The 20712-nt window shown below is 59.7% G+C and carries 16 protein-coding genes and 4 tRNA genes; 12 read left to right on the forward strand and 8 right to left on the reverse strand.

Going from position 1 to position 20712, the window contains the following annotated elements; genetic code table 11:
* Positions 1-81: 81 nt before the first annotated feature.
* From sugE to rdgC, 3 genes are all read right to left on the reverse strand, one after another.
* On the reverse strand, positions 82-396 hold the full coding sequence (sugE, locus tag QRN33_RS01890; protein WP_041479526.1) for a quaternary ammonium compound efflux SMR transporter SugE: 315 nt from the start codon (positions 394-396) through the stop codon (positions 82-84).
* Between the two features lie 116 nt (positions 397-512).
* A complete protein-coding gene (locus tag QRN33_RS01895) occupies positions 513-1478 on the reverse strand; it encodes a bile acid:sodium symporter family protein (RefSeq protein ID WP_083353265.1) in 966 nt (321 codons plus the stop codon).
* A 149-nt stretch (positions 1479-1627) separates the two neighbouring features.
* Entirely contained in the window at positions 1628-2548 is a 921-nt protein-coding gene (gene rdgC / locus QRN33_RS01900) for a recombination-associated protein RdgC (protein ID WP_042607627.1), read from the reverse strand.
* 159 nt (positions 2549-2707) lie between these two features.
* Between rdgC and QRN33_RS01905 the strand changes: the two genes are divergently transcribed.
* From QRN33_RS01905 to QRN33_RS01920, 4 genes are all read left to right on the forward strand, one after another.
* A tRNA-Val gene (locus QRN33_RS01905) sits at positions 2708-2783 on the forward strand.
* Positions 2784-2802: 19 nt separating this feature from the next.
* Positions 2803-2879: transfer RNA gene (locus QRN33_RS01910), tRNA-Asp, on the forward strand.
* 190 nt (positions 2880-3069) lie between these two features.
* Positions 3070-3145 (forward strand) — tRNA-Val (locus QRN33_RS01915).
* Positions 3146-3164: 19 nt separating this feature from the next.
* A tRNA-Asp gene (locus QRN33_RS01920) sits at positions 3165-3241 on the forward strand.
* 89 nt (positions 3242-3330) lie between these two features.
* Here the strand turns inward: QRN33_RS01920 and QRN33_RS01925 are convergent.
* The gene (locus tag QRN33_RS01925) at positions 3331-4500 is read right to left on the reverse strand and encodes a catalase family protein (RefSeq protein ID WP_258640905.1); all 1170 of its coding nucleotides are present in this window, start codon (positions 4498-4500) and stop codon (positions 3331-3333) included.
* Positions 4497-6308, reverse strand: coding sequence for a di-heme-cytochrome C peroxidase (locus QRN33_RS01930; protein ID WP_285406513.1), 1812 nt, complete (start codon positions 6306-6308; stop codon positions 4497-4499). Before QRN33_RS01930 ends, QRN33_RS01925 begins: the two co-directional genes overlap by 4 nt.
* 269 nt (positions 6309-6577) lie before the next feature.
* Here QRN33_RS01930 and bamJ point away from each other — a divergent pair, with 269 nt between their 5' ends.
* From bamJ to QRN33_RS01965, 7 genes are all read left to right on the forward strand, one after another.
* Positions 6578-7294 carry a BamJ family beta-barrel-assembly machinery protein gene (bamJ, locus tag QRN33_RS01935; protein WP_016773732.1) on the forward strand — a complete coding sequence of 239 codons (717 nt, stop codon included), beginning with the start codon at positions 6578-6580 and terminating at the stop codon, positions 7292-7294.
* A gap of 293 nt (positions 7295-7587) precedes the next feature.
* Positions 7588-8043, forward strand: coding sequence for a YkvA family protein (locus tag QRN33_RS01940; RefSeq protein WP_064365408.1), 456 nt, complete (start codon positions 7588-7590; stop codon positions 8041-8043).
* Between the two features lie 112 nt (positions 8044-8155).
* Positions 8156-8497: a helix-turn-helix domain-containing protein gene (locus QRN33_RS01945; RefSeq protein ID WP_285406516.1), complete on the forward strand. Its 342-nt coding sequence runs from the start codon at positions 8156-8158 to the stop codon at positions 8495-8497.
* The gene (locus QRN33_RS01950) at positions 8494-8865 is read left to right on the forward strand and encodes a hypothetical protein (RefSeq protein ID WP_003223109.1); all 372 of its coding nucleotides are present in this window, start codon (positions 8494-8496) and stop codon (positions 8863-8865) included. The genes QRN33_RS01945 and QRN33_RS01950 overlap by 4 nt, the downstream gene beginning before the upstream one ends.
* Positions 8866-9273 carry an SEL1-like repeat protein gene (locus tag QRN33_RS01955; RefSeq protein WP_285406518.1) on the forward strand — a complete coding sequence of 136 codons (408 nt, stop codon included), beginning with the start codon at positions 8866-8868 and terminating at the stop codon, positions 9271-9273.
* A 238-nt stretch (positions 9274-9511) separates the two neighbouring features.
* Positions 9512-14239 (forward strand): RHS repeat-associated core domain-containing protein, encoded by a 4728-nt coding sequence (locus QRN33_RS01960; protein WP_285406520.1) that lies wholly within the window; start codon positions 9512-9514, stop codon positions 14237-14239.
* Between the two features lie 11 nt (positions 14240-14250).
* The gene (locus QRN33_RS01965; protein WP_281923781.1) at positions 14251-14667 is read left to right on the forward strand and encodes a hypothetical protein; all 417 of its coding nucleotides are present in this window, start codon (positions 14251-14253) and stop codon (positions 14665-14667) included.
* A gap of 86 nt (positions 14668-14753) precedes the next feature.
* Here QRN33_RS01965 and QRN33_RS01970 read toward each other — a convergent pair whose 3' ends face one another.
* On the reverse strand, positions 14754-16538 hold the full coding sequence (locus QRN33_RS01970; RefSeq protein ID WP_285406524.1) for a bifunctional diguanylate cyclase/phosphodiesterase: 1785 nt from the start codon (positions 16536-16538) through the stop codon (positions 14754-14756).
* 118 nt (positions 16539-16656) lie between these two features.
* Complete coding sequence (locus QRN33_RS01975) at positions 16657-18741, reverse strand: carboxy terminal-processing peptidase (RefSeq protein WP_162276424.1); 2085 nt, start codon at positions 18739-18741, stop codon at positions 16657-16659.
* A gap of 138 nt (positions 18742-18879) precedes the next feature.
* Here QRN33_RS01975 and QRN33_RS01980 point away from each other — a divergent pair, with 138 nt between their 5' ends.
* Positions 18880-19842, forward strand: a complete 963-nt coding sequence (locus QRN33_RS01980) for a zinc-binding dehydrogenase (RefSeq protein WP_285406527.1) — start codon at positions 18880-18882, stop codon at positions 19840-19842.
* A 169-nt stretch (positions 19843-20011) separates the two neighbouring features.
* Here QRN33_RS01980 and QRN33_RS01985 read toward each other — a convergent pair whose 3' ends face one another.
* The gene (locus QRN33_RS01985; RefSeq protein ID WP_064364638.1) at positions 20012-20665 is read right to left on the reverse strand and encodes an HAD family hydrolase; all 654 of its coding nucleotides are present in this window, start codon (positions 20663-20665) and stop codon (positions 20012-20014) included.
* Between the last annotated feature and the right edge of the window lie 47 nt (positions 20666-20712).

The following is a 20712-nucleotide window of genomic DNA, read 5'->3' on the forward strand; positions in this document are numbered from 1 at the left end:
TCGCTCCCACAGGTGACCGTGTTCCAATGACGGAATGCGGTTGAATGTGGGAGCGAGCCTGCTCGCGAAGACGGTAGTGGCTTAAGCGCTCACTTTAAGGCCTATCAAACCCGTGACGATCAACGCCACACTGGCCAGCCTGATCAGCGCCATCGATTCACCAAACAGAATGATCCCGGCGATCACCGTACCCACGGCACCGACGCCGGTCCAGATCGCATAAGCCGTACCCAATGGCAATTCCTTCATCGCCAGGCCCAGTAGGCCGAGGCTGATAGCCATGGCGGCAACGGTCAGGGCGGTGGGGAGCGGGCGGGTGAAGCCGTCGGTGTATTTCAGCCCGACGGCCCAGCCGACTTCGAACAGGCCGGCGCAAAACAGAATGATCCAGGACATGCAGGACCTCCATCGATTGACGGGGTCGTCCCCAGGTTAATGACTCGATCGAGCCGCAGGGTCGTCCCCGCGTTGCGCAATAGTGACGAGCATTAACCCGAGGATCAAGTTTCAGGTCAGTCGGCGGCCCGTTGCGCAAGATTGTCGCGATCTTCCTTTTCACTCATGCGCCGGAAGTACGTCGACAGCAGCGCCCCGGAAATATTGTGCCAGACGCTGAACAACGCGCTCGGCACCGCCGCCAGCGGCGAGAAATGCGCACTGGCCAGCGCCGCACCGAGGCCCGAGTTCTGCATGCCGACTTCCAGTGCCAGCGATTTGCGCTGAGCCAGAGGCAAACCGAACAAGCGCCCGGTGAAGTAGCCGAGCAGATAACCGAAGCTGTTGTGCAGCATCACCACGGCCATGATCAACAGCCCGGACTCGGCGATTTTCGCCTGACTCGCCGCCACAACAGCGGTGACGATAATCACGATGCTGACCACCGACACCAGCGGCAACACATCCACCGCATGCCGCACCTTGTCACCAAGCAGACGTTGCGCAACTACGCCGAGAATGATCGGCAGCAGCACCACTTGCAGGATCGACCAGAACAGCTCCATGAACGACACCGGCAGCCATGCTGAGGCCAGCAGCCAGATCAGCGCCGGAGTCAGCAACGGGGCGAGGAGGGTGGTGACCGCGGCGATCGCCACGGAAAGCGCCAGATCACCGCGCGCCAGCCAGGTCATCACGTTCGACGAGGTGCCGCTCGGGCAGCAGCCGACCAGAATCACCCCGACGGCGATTTCCGGCGGCAGGTGGAACACCTGGCAAAGCAACCACGCCACACCGGGCATGATCACGAAATGCGCAACCACGCCCAGCGCCACTCGCCACGGATGGCGAGCGACGGCGGCGAAGTCGTCGAGTTTGAGGGTCAGGCCCATGCCGAACATCACCAGACCCAGCAGCGGTACGATCGCGCTTTTCAGGCCGATGAACCACGCCGGTTGCAGGAACGCCACGACGGCGAATATCAGAACCCAGTAAGCGAAGGTATTGCCGACAAAGCGGCTGAGTGCAGCCAGTGCGCGCATGGCTTGATCCTTATTATTAAAAGAACAGCACAAAACAAATGTAGGAGTGAGCCTGCTCGCGATAGCGGTCTATCAGTCAACATATTCGTTGAATGTCAGTCCCTCATCGCGAGCAGGCTCGCTCCCACAGTTTTGGACCTCGCAGGGCTTTAGATCCCCTGCGGCATCTCTTCCCCGCCCAACGCTTCAACCAGCGCCGGCAGGAAGTCGCCGAAGGTCAGCATCATCAAGGTGAAGCTGGCATCCAGTTGACCCAACGCTTCATCGCCACCGTCCTGTTCCGCCTGATCCTGCAGCAGATCCTCGAACTTCAGGCGCTTGACGGTCATCTTGTCGTCGAGCATGAACGACAGTTTGTCCTGCCAGGCCAGCGACAGCTGAGTGACGACTTTGCCGGTGCTCAGGTGCAGCTGGATTTCTTCGCTGGTCAGGTCCTGACGCTTGCAACGGACAATGCCACCGTCTTCATGGGTGTCGCGCAGTTCGCACTCGTCCAGCACATAGAAATCGTCGGCGGCTTTCTGTGTGGTGACCCAATCGGTCATCACCGCAGTCGGCGCCATTTTCACGGTCAGCGGACGGACGGGCAGGGTGCCGATCACTTCGCGCAGGGTCGACAGCAAGTCCTCGGCGCGTTTCGGGCTGGCCGAGTTGACCAGGATCAGGCCCTGTTTCGGCGCGATGGCAGCGAAGGTCGACGAACGACGAATGAACGCGCGCGGCAGGAAGGCCTGGATGATTTCATCCTTGATCTGATCGCGTTCCTTTTTATAGACCTTGCGCATCTGCTCGGCTTCGATCTCTTCGACCTTTTCCTTGACCGCGTCACGCACAACGCTGCCCGGAAGAATACGTTCTTCTTTACGAGCAGAGATCAGCAGGAAATCCCCGCTGACATGCACCAGCGGCGCATCTTCGCCCTTGCCGAACGGTGCGACGAAACCGTAAGTGGTCAGCTCCTGGCTTGCACACGGCCGCGCCAGTTTGGTCGCCAGTGCAGTCTCCAGCGCCTCGGCATCGACAGGCAGGTCTTGGGTCAGGCGATAGATCAGCAGGTTCTTGAACCACATGGGGTGAGTCACTCCTTTATACAAAGGGGGGCATTATTGTCTTCGCCGGGGCATAGGCCAACCCTTCTCTAAGCCTTTGGAAGGCCTCGGAAAATTATTTAAAAAAGTGCTTGCCAGAGGTTGGGGTGCTCCGTAGAATGCGCGCCACACCGAAGCGAAGGGTGATTAGCTCAGCTGGGAGAGCGTCTGCCTTACAAGCAGAATGTCGGCGGTTCGATCCCGTCATCACCCACCATTCGTTTCAAGTGTTTAGCGCAGCGGTAGTTCAGTCGGTTAGAATACCGGCCTGTCACGCCGGGGGTCGCGGGTTCGAGTCCCGTCCGCTGCGCCATATTCGGTAACCTGGACCACTGAACGCCAGGTCACCACGGAAAAACCCGCTGAGGCGGGTTTTTTTCTGTCTCAAGGTTGTACCCGCGGGACGTGTCGTTTCACCGGTTTTCAGATTTTTTTGAAAAATATTCAATTAAATCAACACTTTACGAAAACTTGTGGCATAATGCGCCCCGTAACGAAGCGAAGGGTGATTAGCTCAGCTGGGAGAGCGTCTGCCTTACAAGCAGAATGTCGGCGGTTCGATCCCGTCATCACCCACCATTCGTTTCAAGCGTTTAGCGCAGCGGTAGTTCAGTCGGTTAGAATACCGGCCTGTCACGCCGGGGGTCGCGGGTTCGAGTCCCGTCCGCTGCGCCATATTCGGTATCTGGAGCTGAACGCCAGACACCACGGAAAGCCCGCCTTGTGCGGGCTTTTTGCTGTCTGCGATTTATAAAATCGCCGCGCTACTGCGCCGCATTGCGGGCATGCCGATAATCGCTCACCGCCTCGTACACCGCCTTGCGCAGGCGATTGATCCCGCCGATCGGCCGATGCGCCTCGATGCCGAACCACGGATTGAATGACAGGTTGTCACATTGCAGATTCAGCGCCGGCGTGTCGAAGTCCTGCGCGGGCAAAGTGATCCGCGCCACCGTTTCGAACGGTGCATCCTGCTCACGCCACTCGATACTGGTGTCTTCGATCGGCATGTACTTGTGCGCGTCCTGGCGCTGGATCTGCAGGACGAAACACGCCGGCACCCGATCCGTCGACAACTGCTGATTAAGTGCGCTGCGCAGGAAATTCGGCAGGTCGTGATTCTGTTTGGGCAGGGTATACGCCGGGCAACTGTCCGGATCCGGCGCGACGCGGAATTTCGCATTGGCCTCACCAAATTTGTAAGGCGATACCGAGAAGTATGTCGTCGCGGTCGGGCTGTCCGGCGGCGCTGACAGCGTAGCCAGCGCGATGAATAGATGGCGGACCTGCCAGGTACGCGGATCCCATGTCGGAAAAAACGCCATGACCTTCTTGCCGTCAGCCTGCGCCGCCACATTCTGACGGTACTCGGCGACATCGCTGACAAAGAAGTTCGGGTGGCTGAACATCACGAAATCCTGTTCATGCCGGTCACCGCTATCGCTGAGCAATTGCTTGCCCGGTACGTCGAGAAGCTTGATCGCCATTCCTCGAGCGTCGCGGATGCTGTCGAATTGCGGATACGCATTGCCGTTGGACAGCCGGATCAGAGCCTGCCAGGTCTTGCCCGGCTCGCTGAACACACCTTGCCGAAGCGACTGCTCCAATTCGGGTAGCACCTGGAGTTGCGCCTTCACGCAGCCATGCGCCTTGGCGTGGGCATCACGCAAATAACGCGTGCTTTCGCGGTGTTGGTCGACGATGCGCACTGCGGTTTGAATGATGTCCTGCGTCATCGCCGCTTCGCCGGTAGGAATCTGTTCCTGGGCCGATACCGGCCCGCGGTGCTGCCAGGCGAACCACGCGGTGGCGATGGCCCAGCCGAGCAGGGCGATGACCAGCACGATCAGCAGCGTCTTGCCGAGCAAACGCCCCAGCCATAGCCAGAAGCGCGCCAGTGGCGGCAGTTGTTTTTTGAATGTCGGCATGATCATGGCAACTGCGCCTCCAGTGGTCCGCCCAGTACTTTCAGGTATTCGAGCAACGCCCAGCGCTCCTCGGGTTGCAGGAGGCGGCCGATCACCCCGTTGTCGCGTGCGCCGGCGCGGAATTCGTGGCCGCTGTTGTGATTGCCGCTGATGCGCGTGTCGAACAGGAACGCGTTGGTGAAGCCTTCGGTGCGATAGCCGAGGTGGCGCGGGTCATATTCGAGCGTGCCTTTATAGAAGGTCGTTGCGCGCTCATCCTGCGGCGACAGCAACTGATAGAGGCTCGGCACTGAACCGTTGTGCAGAAACGGCGCAGTCGCCCACACGCCAGCCAGCGGTCGGGCCTTGTATGCGACTTTCTCGCGCACGCCGATCGGCAGGCCGAAGCCATCCATTCGCGGCTTTTCCTCCGGCGTGATCTTCGCTTCGCGATAGGCGCGGTTTTCCACGAACGCGGTGACGTAAGCCAGGCCCTTGGCCACCGATAGTTGGCTCGGATCAAGCGACTCTTTGGGTTCGGGGTGCAGTTTGACGTCCATCTTTTCCAGCTCTTTGACATCCCATTGCAGTGCGCTCAGGTCGAAACGGTGGCTGGCAATGTTGTTGGCCGCGTTCGGATCCGTGCCGATGACATTCACCGGAATCATGTGCAAGTGCTGCACCCAGCGTTCGCCTTCCCGGGATTGACGCGGGACATGACAGCCGGCGCAGTTTTCGGCGAACAGCGCACGGCCCTTGGTGGCCAGCGGCTTGTCGATCGCACCGAACAGATCCTCGGGCCAGGTTGGCGGCTTCAGTTGTTGCAAGGTTTCTTCGATGGCGTGCAGATCGCGCACGCGTACGCTGGAGGGGTAGCGCTCAGCGCCTTGCAGCGGTTGGCCGTTGGCGTCAAAGAAATTCAGTGTGGCGCCGACACCGAGCGCTTCGCCGATATTGCGCGCCATCGGCTGCTGTGCCGAGCCGTTCCACTGCACCCAATCGAACGTCCACATGTCCCACAGTTGCGGGTAATCCACCGGCGCATCGGCCACGCGGTAGTTGGCAGGAGAAATCGCATCGCCAAACGTCGCGTTGGCAATCCGGCCGAACGCGTCGGTGCGCCCCGGGCCTTCCTCGGTCGGGTAGAGGCCACGATGGGTATCGTTCCAGGCCACTTTGAGGAAAGTGTTGAGCGAGGTTTTGAAGTCTTTGCGCAATTGCTCGTGGCGCGCGTCGTAATCGGCACCGAGGACCTGGCGGGCGAAGCGTTCGAATTTCCACGGGTTGTAGTAGGTCGAGGCCAGACTTGCGACCAGGGCCTGGCCGAAACTGCCGCCGCGCAATGTAGGAACGCTGGAAGGCAACACATGTTGCGCGGTGCCGCCGTCGATGCGCACGGCCTGACCTTTGAAGCGCAACTCGCCGGTGTGGCAAGCGGCGCAGGTGATGTCCAGATAGTGCTCGGAAGCGTTGCCGGGATTCTGGTGCCGGGCGAAACCGACTGGCAGGTTGCCCGGGTTGCTGGCGCTCGCTTTCTGCTGCGGATCGACCAGGAAACCGAAACGGGCGAGGTACTCGGGGGAGGCGAAGCGCTGTTCTGAGAAGGGCAGTTCCAGCGCCTGGAACCACTCGTAACGCAGGCCTTTGACTTGCGTACCTTGCGGCGTGAAGTAGTAGGTCTGCCGTTGCTCTGCGCTCCATTGATCCAGGTACCGCACCTGTTGGGGCGGGGTGTAGAAGGGCAATTTCGGATTGGCGACGTAATAGACAATCACCGCAACGGCGATTACCGCCAGTACGATCACCAGAGTGAGAACGCGGAATAGGAGGCGCAAGTTAAACATCCTTGTCGAATTGTTGCGCTGTTATGCCTGAGCCGTGACTGCTGGGCAAGTGGCCATTACGCCAGAGGCTGTGGCAAGTGCCGACGACCCTTGTCGTCCGCGGATGACAGAAGCTTCATCCACACGTTGCGCAAATGCGTTTTAATCCCTGAACTTATCAGAAGATTCCTGCTCTCATGCCGGTAGCCATTGGTCGTGGCGGCCTGATAAGCTCGCGGCTTTACTCGATTGCCCATTCGGCGCATGAACAAGGAAATAGCATGAAACAGCATCGGTTGGCGGCGGCGGTAGCCCTGGTTAGCCTGGTACTCGCGGGTTGTGACTCGCAGACCAGCGTAGAGCTGAAAACCCCGGCGCAAAAAGCTTCCTACGGCATCGGCCTGAACATGGGCAAAAGCCTTGCCCAGGAAGGCATGGATGATCTGGACTCCAAAGCGGTAGCCCAGGGCATCGAAGATGCCGTTGGCAAGAAAGAACAGAAGCTGAAAGATGAAGAACTGGTCGAAGCCTTCGCGTCGCTGCAAAAGCGTGCTGAAGAGCGTATGGCCAAGATGAGCGAAGAGTCGGCAGCCGCCGGCAAGAAATTCCTCGAAGAAAACGGCAAGAAAGCCGGTGTAACCACCACCGCTTCGGGCCTGCAGTACGAAGTGGTGAAGAAAGCCGATGGCCCACAGCCCAAGCCGACCGACGTCGTCACTGTGCACTACACCGGCAAGCTGACCAACGGCACCGTGTTCGACAGCTCCGTCGAGCGCGGCAGCCCGATCGATCTGCCAGTCAGTGGCGTGATCCCGGGTTGGGTAGAAGGTCTGCAACTGATGCACGTTGGCGAGAAGTACAAACTGTACATCCCTAGCGATCTGGCTTACGGCGCTCAGTCGCCAAGCCCGGCAATCCCGGCCAACTCGGTTCTGGTTTTCGACCTGGAACTGCTGGCCATCAAGGATCCAGCCAAAGAAGACGCCGCTGCCAAGTAACAGGCAACGGCATCAACAACAACGCCTCGCTTATGCGGGGCGTTGTTGCATCTGAAGGCTGGCAAAGGTAAACAGAGCGAACTGACGCCCGTCGACACAGTCATAGCTTTGAGGCTGCTCGCGCTAGCCGCCCTGAGCCGCCAAGTCAATGAAATATTGGGCTTTTTTATGTGAGTAAAAAACGCCCGATCTGAGCGCAGCCCTTATGAAACGGGGCTCTCAGCGCTGAAATGCAGCTCTGTTCACAAGGTTATCCACAATTTGTGTGGATAACATTTCAACGGGAAGAATAGATGAAAGCTCCATGGAATTTTGCTCGATTCCTGCCCTTGGCCGGTCGCCTGCTGGCCCGTGGACGTCTGCCAACCCTATTGTTCGCCGTGGCCAGCAAGGGTGCCGCGCAAGGCAATCGTCTCGGCAAACTCAAGGATGATCTGCGCTTGCTGCAGTCGCTGTGCCTGGCCTACTGGAGGGGTGAATACCGGGCGATCAGTGCCAAGTCGCTGATCTCGGTGGTCGCGGGCCTGATGTATTTTCTCAGCCCTGTCGATGCGATCCCGGATTTCATTCCCATGTTCGGCATGCTCGATGACATTGCCGTTCTCGCCTGGCTGATGAAAACCCTCGATGACGAGCTCAATGCCTTCCGCCTGTGGCGCAGGCGCCAGCAACCGGAGAAGCTGGCGGTGGTCGAACGCCTGCCCGACACCCCTGAGCAATTGCAACTGCAAGGCCCGAAAAAGCCCTGACTGACAAAGTCTGCCTGTAGATAGATACCCCCCGCGACCTTGGCCGCTGTTAGGATTACACTTCTAGGGAAAAGTGCCGACTCGCTAAGTGTTGTTGTCCTACGGGGTAGTCATGGATATTCAGATAATTGCACGCGATGGCGAACCCGAATACGCGGTTCTGCCGTGGGCTCAATATCAGGCTCTACTGAAAGCAGCAGGGATCAACGCAAAACCGGCGCAGCAGCCCGCAGTGCCGCTCGCCACTTCACCAGAGCCGATTCTTCCGGGTCTGGATCAACTACGCAGTTTGCGCGAAGGGAAGGGCATCGCCATCGAGGCGCTGGCCCGCACGGTAGGCATCAGCCCGTCTTATCTGGCCATGATCGAAAGTGGTGAGCGTCAACCCGACGCCGCGATTCGCCGCAGCCTGGCCTGGGAACTGACGGTGCCAGGTTGGAGGGATGAATCGTGAGCGTACGCATCAGCCGTCAACATTGGGACGGATTGCTGGGGGAACTGGATCAGGCGCGCCGCCAGCGCCATCTTCTGACTTATCGAGCCTTGCTTGAGCGTTTGCAGCTGCCGACTCCGGCGATGCAGACGCTGACGGCGGCGCTTGAGCATCTGGCCGCACTGGATGCCAAAGCCGAGCAGCCGTTGCGCAGTTCGCTGGTCATCAGTCAGGGTGCGAGTCGTTTGCCGCGTACCGGTTTTTTTGAATGCGTCGAGCGTCTGGGGCGTTTTTCCGGGCCGTCGGATGGCGTGGCGGCGGCGTCCTGGCATGCGTCAGAAGTGGTGCGCGTCTTCGAATACGAGTACCCGGAATCGGCGGAGGCCTGAGTGTTTCTGCGCCTCAAGGCGCGGGCCGGATACTGGCTGGCCCGCAGGCTGTTTCATTGGTCGTGGTTCGTTCGCCAGCCGCGCGGCTGGCGCTGGCTTGAAGGCCAGTTTGCGCGCATGGCCAACCTCGGCGATGTCGGCGCGCAAAGCTTTTACGGGCACATTCTGACCTTTCGTGGCGTCGGTCTGGGCGCGCGTGAAGAAGGCGTGCGCTTACTGCGTCTGGCGGCGTTGGCCGGCGACGCTAAAGCGGCCTATCAAGTCGGCGTGATCAGCCTCGCCGGTACCCCGAGCAAAGCACCGGATCACGCTGAAGCCGTTCGTTGGTGGAGCATGGCCGCCAAGGCCGGGCATCCGTTGGCCGAGCTGAAGCTGCAACAGCTGAAAGCTGGGGATTCAACGCTGTAATTCCAGGTATGTCTTTCAAATAAACGCGGCGTGAGGTTTTCCTCACGCCGCGTTTTGCGTTTTTGCCTGCGCGTTTTGCGAGATGCGGGATTGCAGATTAGTCCTACATCCTTTGCCTACTCGCCTGACTTCTTTCCTTTCTGATCCCCCGCACAGTTCCCGCGACTAATTTTTTGCGCGAGGGACCGCTCATGCTTCAGCCCGTTTTTCAGCCCACCTTGTCTGCCTGCGTGTGTTGATGGAAGCCATCGCTCGCATCGAGCAGGAACTCGACAGCTTCCCGCAAACGCTCAACCTCTATCGCAAACAGCTCGATCACTGGCTCAGTCGCAGCGCGGACCAGATCAGCGAGGCCGCGGACCTGCCGTCGCTGGTGGGCATGGAGCGGATCATTCGCTTCGGTGATCGCAGCACGGCGGTCAGCAGCAGCGACGAGGCGTTTTCCTCCAGCGTCGTCCAGTGCCCGCAGGGCGGGCTGATGCAGATCGAGAGCAAGTTCGAATCGGTTTACGACATCCCGCTGGGCAACATCACCGTCGATGTGATCGACGTGGGGGGCGGCAAGATCACCCCGATCACCCTTGATCAGCACGGCAAGGGTGAGTTCAGAGGCGGCGAGGGCAAGTTCTACCGCGTTCTCGTGCACAGCGCTGTCACCTCCAAGCAAGTCGCCGAGCTGTTCAAATCCTATGACGGTTTGACCGGCGAACTGGACAGTTGGCTGCGCAGCGAGTGGCAGGGCTTCAAGCCACAGTGGTCACAGTCGGCGGCCACAGCGGCCAGCAACGGCATGCTCGCCGGCAGTTGGGCGGCTATAGAAGGCGTGTGGGACAGCCTCGGTCTGCTCTCGGAAATTCTTCAGGATCCCGGCAAGTTTGCCGAGCGTTTGGGCAGCGGCGCAGCTGAACTGATCGAGCTGGCGCAGACCGCACCTGAGCTCATGGAAAAGCTGCAACTGCTGGTCAGTGACGAGGCGGCGATGTGCTTGTTGCTGCGGTCGTCGAGCCTGTGGCTGGACATGCTGCCGCCCAGCGAGATTGCCGGCAAGTCCGCTGAAATGGCGTCGATGATGATCGTGCAACTGATCATCGATGTCCTGATCAGCGTGGTGCTGACCTTTGTCGGAGCGGGGGCGGGGATCGCTTATCTGACGCTGCGTCTGGCCGACCGTGCAGCCCAGTTGTTCAACGTGGCCAAGCGTCTGGTCAAAGCGCTGTTCAGCATCATCAACGCCTTCATTGGATACGTCGACCGCTACAAAGCCGTCGCCGCACGCGGCATCGCAGCCGGGGTGAAAAAGGGTCGGATGCAATTGCGCTGGGACGCCAAGCGCAACGCCATGTTGCAGAAAGACGAGCCTCACGACGACGCCCCCGACCAGGCGAAAAACCCCAACGGTCATGCCGCCGACTGCGTGCCCAACACCTGCACCAACGGCTGTCCGGTGTCGATGGTCACCGGCGAAGAACTGCTGACCCTGACCGACGCGGTGCTCGATGGCGTACTGCCGTTCGAGTTCACCCGCTTGTACCGCAGCAGCGCCGTCGAGATCGACATCGGCCTGGGTTTCGGCTGGAGCCATACCCTGGCCCATCGCCTGGCCTTCGACGGCGATGACGTGATCTGGATCGACCACGAGAACCGCCGCACCCGCTTTCCCCTGCCCAATGTCGCGCGCCCGGCGATTCACAACAGCCTGTCACGGGCGGCGATTTTTTTGGGTGATGAACCGGAGGAACTGCTCCTCGCCATGGCCGGCGACAGCGCGCGGTTCTATCACTTTCGCGCCGGCCGGCTGACCGCGATCAGCGACGTCTACGGCAATCGTCTGACGCTGCAACGCGATCGCTCCGACCGCATTCAGCGTCTGGACAACGGCGCCGGCCACTCGCTGCTGTTGCGTTATGACCGGGCGCAACTGGTGGCGGTCGATTATCAGGTGTTCGTGCAGGGCGAGTGGAGCACCGAGCAAAACCTCGCCACCTACCGCTTCGATGCCCGGCAACGGCTGCTGACCGCGACCAACGCGGTTGGCGACAGCGAGCGCTACGACTACGACGACCACCACGTCATTCTCCAGCGCCAGCTGACCGGCGGCGCAAGCTTTTTCTGGGAGTGGCAACGCGAGGGCAAGGCGGCGCGTTGCGTGCGCCATTGGGCCTCGTTCTCGCAGATGAACACCCGCTACGTCTGGAACGATGACGACGCCAGCGTGACCGTGCATTACGTCGACGGCACCGAAGAAGTCTACGTCCACGACGAGCGCGCACGGCTGGTGCGTCAGGTCGCGGCCGATGGTGGCGAGCAGCTCAAGGCCTATGACGAGCAGGGCCGGTTGGTCGCCGAGCAGGATGCTCTGGGCGCGGTCACCGAATACCGCTACGACGAGGTCGGACGGCTGATCGCGCTGATTCCGCCGGACGAGGCGCCAACGTCCTACGAGTACCGCAACGGTTTTCTCTACAAGCGTTGCCGAGGCGACGCGGTGTGGATCTATCGGCGCAACGCCGAAGGTGCGGTCACCGAAGCGGTCGATCCTGACGGTCAGGTCACCCATTACTACTACAACCTGCGCGGCCAGTTGTTGTCGCTGCGCTACCCCGACAGCAGCCGTCATCGCTGGGTGTGGAACGAGCTCGGCCAGCTCATCGAGGAAACCCTGCCGGACGGCGGCGTGCGGCGTTTTTCCTACGATGCGCTGGGCCGGCGGATTACCACCCAGGACGAATTTGGTGTCGTCAGCCGTCAGCAGTGGGACGCCGCCGGCCGACTGATCCTGACGACTTCTCCGACGGGCAGCACCCGCGCCTACAGCTACGGCGCCTACGGCCAGATCACCGCCGAGCGCGATGAACTGGGGCGCATCACCCGCTACGAATATGACGACGACCTGCACCTGGTCTCGAGGCGCATCAACCCCGACGGCACCCGCGTGCAGTATCGCTATGACCATGCGCGGTTGCTGCTGACCGAGATCGAAAACGAGTCGGGGGAAAAATACCGCCTGGATTACACGCCGACCGGATTGATTCGACAGGAGACCGGTTTTGATGGACGGCGTACCGCATACGCCTACGACCTCAACGGTCATCTGCTGGAAAAGACCGAGTTTGGTGATTTCGGCCCCAATCTGGTCACCCACTATGAGCGCGACGAGGCCGGGCGCTTGCTGGTCAAAACCCTGCCCGATGGGCTCAAAGTTCGCTACGACTACGACCGCCTCGGCCGCTTGGTTGCCGTCGATGACGGGCAGAACCATCCGCTGGCCTTCGAGTATGACCGTCAGGATCGGCTGATCACCGAGCATCAGGGCTGGGGCACCTTGCGCTACGCCTATGACGCGTGCGGTCAGCTCAAACGCCTGCGCCTGCCGGACAACAGCAAGCTCGATTATCACTACGCCAAGGGCGGTGCGCTGAGTGCCATTGACCTCAACGGCACGCCGCTCACGCGCCACGTCTACCAGTCCGGTCGCGAGCAGCAACGTCAGCAAGGTCTGCTGCTCAGCGAATATGCCTACGACGATCAGGGCCGACTACTTGCTCACGCCGTAGGCCATCGCGGCGCCTCGCTGTACCGCCGCGATTATGCCTACAGCGCCAACGGCAATCTCGAGCACATTGCCGACAGTCGCCACGGCCAGCGCACCTACGGCTACGACGCCCTCGACCGATTGATTCGCGTACGCCATTCGCGCGACGAACTGCCCGAATCCTTCGCCCACGACCCGGCCGGCAACCTGCTGATGCAGGATCGCCCCGGCCCCGCGCAGATCAAGGGCAATCGCCTGCTGATGCAGGGCGATCGCCACTACGACTACGACGCCTTCGGCAACCTGATCCGCGAACGCCGAGGCCACGGCCAGACCCTCGTCACCGAATACCGCTACGACTGCCAGCACCGCCTCATCGGCCTGACCCGCCCCGACGGCCAGACCGCCACTTACCAATACGACGCCTTCGGCCGGCGCATCCGCAAAACCATCGACGGAGCCGTCACCGAGTTCTTCTGGCAAGGCGAGCACCTCGTCGCCGAAAGCAGCGCGACGCAATACCGCAGCTTCCTCTACGAACCCGGCACCTTTCGCCCACTGGCGCTGCTCGACGGCAAAGGCCCGAAAAAAGCCTGCCCGTTCTACTACCAACTCGACCACCTCGGCACCCCGCAGGAACTCACCGACTACAGCGGCGAAATCGTCTGGTCCGCGCAATACGACGCCTACGGCAAAGTCGCCGCCGTCACCCTCGCCGGCGAAGACTACCTCGACCAGCCGCTGCGTTTTCAGGGGCAGTACTTCGATGTTGAAAGCGGCCTGCATTACAACCGCCATCGGTATTACGACCCGAGGTTGGGGCGGTACCTGACGCCGGATCCGGTGAAGCTCGCGGGCGGGTTGAATCAGTACCAGTACGTGCCGAATCCGACGGGGTGGGTGGATCCGTTGGGGTTGACGTCCAATTGCCCGCCGCCTAACAAGAATAATAAGAATTGCCAGTTACCTACCGTCGATAAAGGCGCTCCGATTCTTCCTAGGCCGCTGCCTGAGGCAGATGCTAAGCGTGAAGTTCTGGCATGGGAAAGGCGATACCGTATGCACTCAGTAGAAAAGCATGGGCCAGAAATCCCCGATGCGGCGCTTAAGCAGCGTTCTATTGATGGATCTCATCCAACTAAAAAGGGTAGAAGAGAAGCGATAAATGCGAGCTCACAATTCACAAGCTGGACCTTACAACATCAAGCTATCGCTTATGCTCTCTCCAAGATGAACAAGGCTGTGCCGGAGCCTACCGGACATGATGCTGCAGGTAATCCCTACGTTCAAGTGCAAATTCCCGGCGTGGGGCGAGGTTATAAACCGAATAGCAAAGATCCTGCTAATCCGAAATATATTGAAGTGATGAATGAGGCGGAAATAAGATTTCGTAAAAACGATGTCAAACGCCCATTTACGGCCTTCACTAGATAGGGAGTATTTGCATGAAGTCACCGTTTGAAAATGTAGCTCTGCCTTGGGAGCCAAAAATTTCCTATTTTCTGGGAGCGCTCGAAATCTACGATAGAGAAGAAGAGGGTGAAGTATATTTGCGATACGATCCTAACGTGCCTAGCGAGCGTAAGGAGGTAATTGAAAAGTTTTTGATCCCTGATCTGGAATATCTTGGTTACAGGCATAAGTACGCCTTGCTCGAAGTGTTGAAAGATGCTCTTCAGGACCAAAGCCATGATTTTTCTGTGCAGTTTGAGAATGATTATGACGAATGCATAACTATGGTGTGGAGTAACGACGAAGTTGAAAATGCCCGTCTTTTTTTTCAGGATATCTACCGAGTGGCTAGTGAAGTGTGGAGGGAGGATTTACACCGCGCCAGTCTTGAGGACCGATTAAGTTGGTAATGCGAAATGTTGAGACGCTGATCCATTCTTAAAAATCGAATTGGCCAGACCGCCTGCTAGCAAACCTTCTCAGAAGATACCACCGTTTAGCTAGTCAACATTGAGATCTGAGGGGAAGGAGCGCTGCCAACCTCTAACAAATAAACACTAAACCCCACAACCCCCTTCGCATGATGCTTCGCCTGCGAAGCCATCTCCGCAAGCTGGCTGGCATCAAGCGTTGCGCAAGCTTCAGGTCGCAAATGCACCACCCCGATCGATAACGACAACAGCGCAAACTCCTGCCGCACGCCTTGGCGATTGGGTGCAACGAAGCAGCCGGCTTCCAGATGTTCGGGGCGGTAGAAGCGGCGGCATTGGCTTTGGAAGTCGTCGAGGAGTTGGTTGAGGCGTTTGCGCCAGTCTTCGGGGCCGAGGACGAGGAGGAAGTCGTCGCCGCCGATGTGGCCGACGAAGTCGCGGGTGGGGTCGATGCGTTCGTTGAGGCATTGGGCGAGGCAGAGCAGAACTTCGTCGCCGCGGCCGTAGCCGTAGATGTCGTTGAAGGGTTTGAAGCTGTCGATGTCCACGTAGCAGATGATCGACTCGCGGGCCTGTTGCAGCAGGCGGGTGAGGCATTGCTGGATCGGTACGTTGCCCGGCAGCAGGGTGAGTGGATTGGCGTAGCGCGCCTGTTGGATTTTCAGTTCGGTGATCAGTTTCAGCACGTCGATCACCCGGCCGAGGCCCAGGTAGCCGCCGTTGAGAGTGATGATGAAGTCTTCTTCGATGCGTTGGCGGGCGCGGCTGGTGATCAGGCGACTGACTTGTTGCAGTGACTGGCTCATTTCCACGGCGAGAAAATCATCGTTCATCAGGCGGCTGATCGGTTTGCGCGCAAACAGGTCGGTGGCAAACGGTTTGAGCAGGGCGTCGGAAAGCGAATGGCGATGGACGATGCCGCAGGGCTGGCCTTGTTCGTCGAGCACGGCGAGTGAATTGAGGTTGGCTTGGCGACGGAAGGCTTCCAGCACGGTGGCGGTCGGCGTATCACGCTGCACGGCGGGCTGGTCGTTGAGCAGGGCGCTCAGGTCGCTGCCTTCGTCGGTCAGCGCGACGGCGCTGCTGTCGTGTTTGGGCATCATGGCGCGGGCGTCGCGGGATGGATGTTCCTGCGGACGGCCGAGCAGGTAACCCTGCACCAGATCGACGCCCATTTCAGTCAGCACCGCGAGTTCTTCCGGTAGCTCGATACCCTCGGCAATGACTTGCGCGCGGGACGCCTTGGCTATCTGCAGAATTGAACCGACAAACTCTCTTTTCAACGCATCCTGATGAATGCCATCGATAAAGTGCCGGTCGATCTTCACATAATCCGGACGCAACTCCGACCACAGGCGCAGGCTTGAATACCCCGCACCCAAATCATCCAGCGCGATGGAGAATCCCATCGCCCGGTAGTGGTGCAGAGCGGTTTGCAGCAAATGGAAGTCATCGATTGGCGTCTGCTCGGTGAGCTCGATCACCACTTGGCTTGGCGCGATGCCCAAGTCCTGCAGCAGTTGCAGGGTGCGCCCCGGTTGGTGCGCGGCTTCGAGCAGGGACTCCGGGGAAACGTTGAGGAACAGTTTGCCCGGCAACTGCTGCTCGTTGAAGCGGCGGCAGGCGCTTTGTCGGCAGGCGATTTCCAGTTCGCTCAAGCGACCAGCCTGCCGGGCTACGGCGAACAGGGCAATTGGCGAGTGAAGAGGGCTGTTGGACGGGCCACGGGTGAGGGCTTCGTAGCCGAGAATGCGGCGTTCGGAGAGGCAGATGATCGGCTGGAACAGACTGTGTAAACCGCTTTGAGTCAGAATCGAGCTCAAGGCGCTCAGCTGTTCGGTCGTGGTCATGGCAGTCTCTGGCGATAAAAAAAGGACCGGGAGCGATTGCTCCCGGTCCTTTATTGCACGACAGAATGATGACTGTTTGATGACGATCCGAGGATCGTCAGCACTAAATTGCCATCACTTACTTCTTGGCCACCTGATTGCTCAGTTTCAGGTAATCCAGAAGTACGCGCCCGGTTTCGCTCAGGTAGGCATCGTCTTCCGGTTTGACCTTGTCCGGCTCGGCAGCGGCCAATGCGTCTTCGTCTTCTTTCTTCAACTCTTTGAGCGGCTCTTCGCCTTTGGCCTTGCGACGGATGTTCTCCATTGCCAGCTGCTTGGCGTCGATGTCGGCGTGCTGGGCACGACGATCGGCTTCGTTGAGGCTGACGGTTTTTTCTTCCATCAGTTTCTGCGCCAGGGCCAGCTTGTCGCGAATGAACACGAACTCGGCATCCTTGTTGGTGCGTGCGTCATGCTCGGACTTCAGCTGGGCGAGGAACGGCTTGAACGGATCGGCGGCCGGTTTGATCGCCGCGCGGATGGTGTCCCACGGCATCGCCTCTGGCAGGGCGCTTTCGCCGATTTCCTTGGTGTCGATCAGCGACGGATAGTCGATGTCCGGCAGCACGCCCTGATGCTGGGTGCTCTGCCCGGAGACGCGGTAGAACTTGGCCAGGGTCAGTTTCAGTTCGCCATGGTTCAGCGGCTGAATGGTCTGCACGGTGCCTTTGCCGAAGGTCTGGCCACCGATGATCAATGCACGATGGTAGTCCTGCATGGCGCCGGCGAAGATCTCCGAAGCCGAGGCGGACAGGCGGTTGACCAGCAGTGCCATCGGGCCTTTGTAGAACGCACCCGGGTTTTCGTCTTCAAGCACGTCGACGCGGCCATCGGCGTTACGCACGAGTACGGTCGGGCCTTTGTCGATGAACAGGCTGGTCAGCTCGGTGGCTTCCTGCAGGGAGCCGCCGCCGTTGTTGCGCAGGTCGATGACCACGCCGTCGACTTTGTCTTTCTGCAACTCGGTGAGCAGCTTCTTGACGTCGCGAGTGGTGCTCTTGTAATCCGGATCGCCGGCACGGAACGCCTTGAAGTCGAGGTAGAAAGCCGGGATCTCGATCACGCCGAGTTTGTAATCCTTGCCGTCCTGTTTCAGGCTGAGGATCGACTTTTTCACGGCCTGGTCTTCGAGCTTCACCGCTTCACGGGTGATCGGCACGATCTTGGTGGTCTGGTCATTCGGCGCATTGCTCGCCGGGATGACTTCCAGACGCACCACGGTGCCTTTCGGACCGCGAATCAATTTGACCACTTCGTCCAGACGCCAGCCGACCACGTCGACCATTTCCTTGTTGCCCTGGGCAACGCCGATGATCTTGTCTGCCGGAGCGACCTGCTTGGTCTTGTCCGCCGGGCCTGCCGGTACCAGACGTACGACTTTCACTTGATCGTTGTCGCTCTGCAACACGGCACCGATGCCCTCGAGGGACAGGCTCATGTTGATGTCGAAGTTTTCCGCGTTATCCGGCGATAGATAGTTGGTGTGCGGATCGTAGGACATGGCGAAGGTGTTGATGTACGCCTGGAAGATGTCCTCGGCACGGGTCTGGTCGAGGCGCGCCAACTGATTCTTGTAGCGCTTGGTCAGGGTTTCCTGGATCTGCTTCGGCTCTTTGCCGGCGATCTTCTGGCGCAGCACTTCATCCTTGACGCGTTTGCGCCACAGGTCGTCGAGTTCTGCGGTGGACTTGAGCCAAGGCGCGTCCTTGCGATCGATCAGCAAGGTCTCCTTGGTATTGAAGTCGATCTTGTCGACGCCCTTGTTCAGCTCGGCAAGGGCGAAGTCCAGACGCGCCTTGACGCGGTCCAGGTAGCGCTTGTAGATGGTGAACCCGGCATTGAGGTCGCCGCTTTTGAGGAAATCGTCGAACTGGGTTTTCCACTTGTCGAATTCGGCAATGTCGCTGGCCATGAAATAGCTGCGGGACGGGTCGAGCAGCTTGATGTAGCTGTCGTAGATGATCACCGAGCGCGCATCATCGAGCGGCGGCTTGCTGTAGTGGTGACGCTTGAGCAACTCGACGACGTTCAGGCTGGCGATGACTTCATCGCGATCAGGCTGCAACTTGTCCCAGCTGTTGGCTGCGAATGTGGTGCCCGACACCGGCAACAGACCGATACCGATGAAAAGAGCGAGGGCGGTGCTGGGGAGCAGATGCTTCATGCTGATTCGACGCGGGGACAATTGATAACGCATATTAGGCCGTCTTTGAAGTCGCCGGTTCTTTGAGAGCCGGTCGCATAATGCAAAAAGCCCGGCGCTACAGCTTCGGGCTCAGTCCAGACTCACTATGGAGGCACTGTGAAGGCATTGCAAGGCGTTGAAGGTCAAGTGGCATGGGTTGAAGAGCCGAGTCCTACATGCGATGTAGGACAAGTCCGCATCCGTGTGGCGGCAGCCGGCCTCAATCGCGCCGATTTATTACAGAAGGCAGGGCTTTATCCGCCGCCGCCCGGGGCCAGCCAAGTGCTCGGTCTTGAATGCTCGGGCGTGATCAGCGAGGTCGGCGCGGGCTCGGCCTGGCAGGTCGGCGATCGGGTCTGCGCCTTGCTGGCCGGGGGCGGCATGGCCGAAGAAGTGGTCGTCGACGGACGGCATGTGTTGCCGGTCCCTGAAGGTGTTTCGCTGATCGAGGCAGCGGCATTGCCCGAGGTTTACGCCACCGTCTGGCTGAATGTGTTTCAACTTGCAGCGCTGAAACCCGGTGAGAAAATTCTCCTGCACGCCGGCGCAAGTGGAATCGGTTCAGCGGCCATTCAGCTGTGCAAGGCGTTTGGTAACCCGTGCTGGGTCAGCGTCGGTACCGCCGAACGCCTGGCTTACTGCGAAGCACTGGGGGCTCAGGGCGGTGTGGTGCGCACCGATGATATCGAGAGCCTGCGCGACTTCGGGCCATTCGACGTGATTCTCGATCCGGTGGGCGGCAATTATTCGGCGTTGAACCTCAAACTGATAGCGCTGGACGGACGTTGGGTGTTGATCGGCTTGATGGGCGGCCGCGAGGCAAAACTGGATCTGGCCCAGGTGCTGGGCAAGCGCGTGCAACTGCTCGGCTCGACGTTGCGCAGCCGTGACGATCAGTTCAAGGCCGATCTGCTCAGTGATCTGGGCCAGCATGTATGGCCGCTGTTTGCCGAGGGTCGCTTGCGTGCGCAATTGGCCAAAGCGTTTGCGGTGAAGGATGCCGAAGCGGCGTTCGCCGAGCTGGCGAGCAATACGGTGGCGGGCAAGTTGGTGTTGGTGATTAACGACAGTCTCACCTGACATCACCAAGCCTTGTGGCGAGGGAGCTTGCTCCCGCTGGGTCGCGAAGCGGCCCCAATCATTCAATGCGCTGGGTCAGTTCATACCGGTTGCATCGATTTGCGACTGCTGCGCAGCCGAGCGGGAGCAAGCTCCCTCGCCACAGGTAGCGTGCACACTGGATCTTCGGTTATTTCCAGTGATGGATCGGCCAGCCGGCCTTTTCTGCGTGCTCCAGCAGCACCGGATCCGGGTTGACCACGTGCGGGAAATCCACCTTCAGCAGCAGCGGCAGATCATTGCGTGAGTCGGAATAGAAACTCGCGCCTTCGAGGTTTTCCTCTTCGGCATCGAGCCATTCCAGCAAGCGGGTGATCTTGCCTTCGCGGTACGTCAGGGTGCCGACGGTGTTGCCGCTGTACACGCCATGGGCGACTTCAAGTTCGATGGCCAGTATCTCGTCGATGCCCAGTCGATCAGCGATCGGACGAACCAGGTGCGTACCGGACGCCGAGATCACCAGAATCCGATCGCCGGCCTTGCGATGGGCGGCGATGGTTCTGGTCGCGTCGCTGAAAATGATCGGCTCGATGAAGTCTTCAACCCAAGGCCCCACGAGGTGCTCGACCTCTTCCGGGGTACGCCCGATCAGCGGTTCGAGGCTGAAGTCCATGTACTCTTCCATGCGCAATTTGCCATGGCTGTAGGCGTCCATCAGCTCATTGTTGCGACGCATGAACGACTCGGGATCGACCCAGCCCAGGCGCCCCATCTGCTCGCTCCAGAGGGTGGCGCAGTCGCCGTGGATCAGCGTTTCGTCCAGATCAAAAATTGCCAAAGCCATCGGGTTCTCTCCGAGAACAGCTGCAAGCTACAAGCCTCGAGCTGCAA

Origin of the sequence: Pseudomonas sp. FR229a, assembly GCF_030209115.1 — a bacterium.
Classification (GTDB): Bacteria; Pseudomonadota; Gammaproteobacteria; order Pseudomonadales; family Pseudomonadaceae; genus Aquipseudomonas; species Aquipseudomonas moraviensis_A.

Bases quoted from the DNA above. Each gene is read 5' to 3' on its own strand.
- QRN33_RS01970 (WP_285406524.1), bottom strand. From the start codon at position 16,538: ATGACCACGACCGAACAGCTGAGCGCCTTGAGCTCGATTCTGACTCAA.
- QRN33_RS01985 (WP_064364638.1), bottom strand. From the start codon at position 20,665: ATGGCTTTGGCAATTTTTGATCTGGACGAAACGCTGATCCACGGCGAC.
- QRN33_RS01940 (WP_064365408.1), top strand. From the start codon at position 7,588: ATGAAAGCTCCATGGAATTTTGCTCGATTCCTGCCCTTGGCCGGTCGC.
- bamJ (WP_016773732.1), top strand. From the start codon at position 6,578: ATGAAACAGCATCGGTTGGCGGCGGCGGTAGCCCTGGTTAGCCTGGTA.
- QRN33_RS01925 (WP_258640905.1), bottom strand. From the start codon at position 4,500: ATGATCATGCCGACATTCAAAAAACAACTGCCGCCACTGGCGCGCTTC.
- sugE (WP_041479526.1), bottom strand. From the start codon at position 396: ATGTCCTGGATCATTCTGTTTTGCGCCGGCCTGTTCGAAGTCGGCTGG.
- QRN33_RS01960 (WP_285406520.1), top strand. From the start codon at position 9,512: ATGGAAGCCATCGCTCGCATCGAGCAGGAACTCGACAGCTTCCCGCAA.
- QRN33_RS01965 (WP_281923781.1), top strand. From the start codon at position 14,251: ATGAAGTCACCGTTTGAAAATGTAGCTCTGCCTTGGGAGCCAAAAATT.
- rdgC (WP_042607627.1), bottom strand. From the start codon at position 2,548: ATGTGGTTCAAGAACCTGCTGATCTATCGCCTGACCCAAGACCTGCCT.
- QRN33_RS01895 (WP_083353265.1), bottom strand. From the start codon at position 1,478: ATGCGCGCACTGGCTGCACTCAGCCGCTTTGTCGGCAATACCTTCGCT.
- QRN33_RS01975 (WP_162276424.1), bottom strand. From the start codon at position 18,741: ATGAAGCATCTGCTCCCCAGCACCGCCCTCGCTCTTTTCATCGGTATC.
- QRN33_RS01945 (WP_285406516.1), top strand. From the start codon at position 8,156: ATGGATATTCAGATAATTGCACGCGATGGCGAACCCGAATACGCGGTT.